Annotated in this window: 1 protein-coding gene and 1 pseudogene; both read right to left on the bottom strand. The window is 57.5% G+C overall.

Features of this window, described 5'->3' with window-relative positions; translation table 11 throughout:
• Positions 1–317 (bottom strand): annotated as a pseudogene (locus tag ACM6UT_RS23225) (dienelactone hydrolase-related enzyme); the annotation flags it as partial.
• Positions 307–1,831: RcgA family putative transporter (locus tag ACM6UT_RS23230; protein WP_416799633.1), on the bottom strand; the 1,525-nt coding region annotated here is incomplete at its 5' end. The gene ACM6UT_RS23230 and the pseudogene ACM6UT_RS23225, both read right to left, overlap by 11 nt.

The raw sequence follows: 1,831 nt of genomic DNA on the forward strand, positions 1-1,831 counted from the left end.
GCCTGATCGCGCTTTCCGCTCTCGGTAATTTTCGCCCGGACGATGTTGTTTTCAGCAACATCGGTTGCAACGTCTGAAGGGAATGTCAGCCAGCCATCCTGCAGCTCGAAGCTTTGATCGCTCGCATCAGGCGGCTCAAAAAAGCCCGGATCAACGGCGGACTTTTCCGCGAGAACGCAAAACCCCTCTAGCGTTTCAGCCGCCCCCATGCCGGGAAATGCACGATCGGCGTCCAGAATGAGGTCCGTGGTCTTCTTGGCCCCTTCGCCGCGCTGTGCGCGCCCCTCGTCCCAACGATCCAGCCAATTATGAAACATGGCTGTCGCCTCTTATCTCACGGGCACGCCAAGCTGACTCAAACGCCGGATCGAATAGACCATAGGTCGCAATGAGCGCGGTAACGATCAGCAAAACAGAGAAACCATCGAACGCGTCGATCAACATGTATGAAACGAAAAGCAAACCGATCACCGCAGACATCTTCCACAGGGGGGAACGAAGCCGCCGATCATCCCCCAAGCGGATTGCTCCATACACAAAGACGCTGCAGGTCGAAAGCACGACGAGCAAGCTGCTGTAGTGTGTGGGCATGATGTAATCGAAGGTCCTATCTCCATCGTCGTAATCTGCCAGCGCAGCCCAGACATCGCGGACCAGCCATGTCACGAAATCCGGGCCCTGCGATGCGAGATAGGCACTTTGTGCCTTCATGCAGATGGCGGCAAGGACGACGAGCACGGAACATCTGAAGACCCCGCGCATGATCCGCAGACCGATTTCACTGGTGTCCGGCCAGGCTCTCTGCTCGCCAAGGAGTTCAGTTCCGCGTTTAAGCTTCCATAGATCATGGATGATCGTATGCAGCAGGATCAGGCCAGCGAACAGCAGGTAGAAGCTTGTGGACATGTAGAGATAGGCAAGGGCGGTAAATACGATTGCCGCCGGCGTCGATAGGATATCCGGCCTGATGATACCGATCGTCCCCCAGCTTGGGGCAAAATCCTGCGCTTGCTCAAGCAGAGGGATAAGCTGCACGCCGATCCATTGCACCACGCCCGCGAATAATATGCAGATCAGGAAAACTGCCCAATAGGTCTGTGAGTTGGCCTGCAAATGTAGCGTCCAGGCGTCGCCGCTTCTTACACGATCAGCGTCCGCCAGTAGCCTGAGCCGGCCATCATGCTTCCAGAAACCCAGAAGCTCGATGACGACGGCGAAAAACAGTGGCAACAGCACCATGAACAGGAAGGTCCAGTTCGGTGCCCAGAGGAAGCCAACCTGCTTCTCGATACCATCCGCGCGCACATAGGTGATGCTGTGGATCCCCAAAATGTAAGAGAGGAATCCGAGGGCGGACGAACCGGCGAAGATCCAGGCCGGCAAGTTCAGATGTGATCCGTGCGAGAAAATCGCCTCGGTCTTGATTGCCAAACCCCTTGGCCGCTCCGCTGGCATGGTTTGAAGGTCCACCGAGACGACGGGCGTTAGCGGAACCTGGTTTTTTTCTGGCGCTGACGTATCAGGCACACGCAGGGCAGTCGCAGTCGAGCCGCCGGTCTTCTTTTGATCCCGCCGCCTGGCGGTCAGGCGCGCTTGGGCCGAGCTGAGCTCATTCAGCCAATCATTCGTCGCCTCGCGATCGTCGCAACCGAAGATGCGTGCCAGCCAGCGAATGTTGGCCGGGCTGATGCCTTTGTCATTCTCCTGAAACCAGAGCTGGACGGTGCGAAGATCCACTCCGACACGGTTGGCGTCGATCTTTGAGATGGCATCCGCCAGCAGCTCCGGCGTCCACGGGCCTTGGGGAAAACCGTCTTCACCCAACAGGCGT

Origin of the sequence: Ciceribacter azotifigens, from assembly GCF_048159625.1 — a bacterium.
In the GTDB taxonomy this organism is placed as follows: domain Bacteria; phylum Pseudomonadota; class Alphaproteobacteria; order Rhizobiales; family Rhizobiaceae; genus Allorhizobium; species Allorhizobium azotifigens.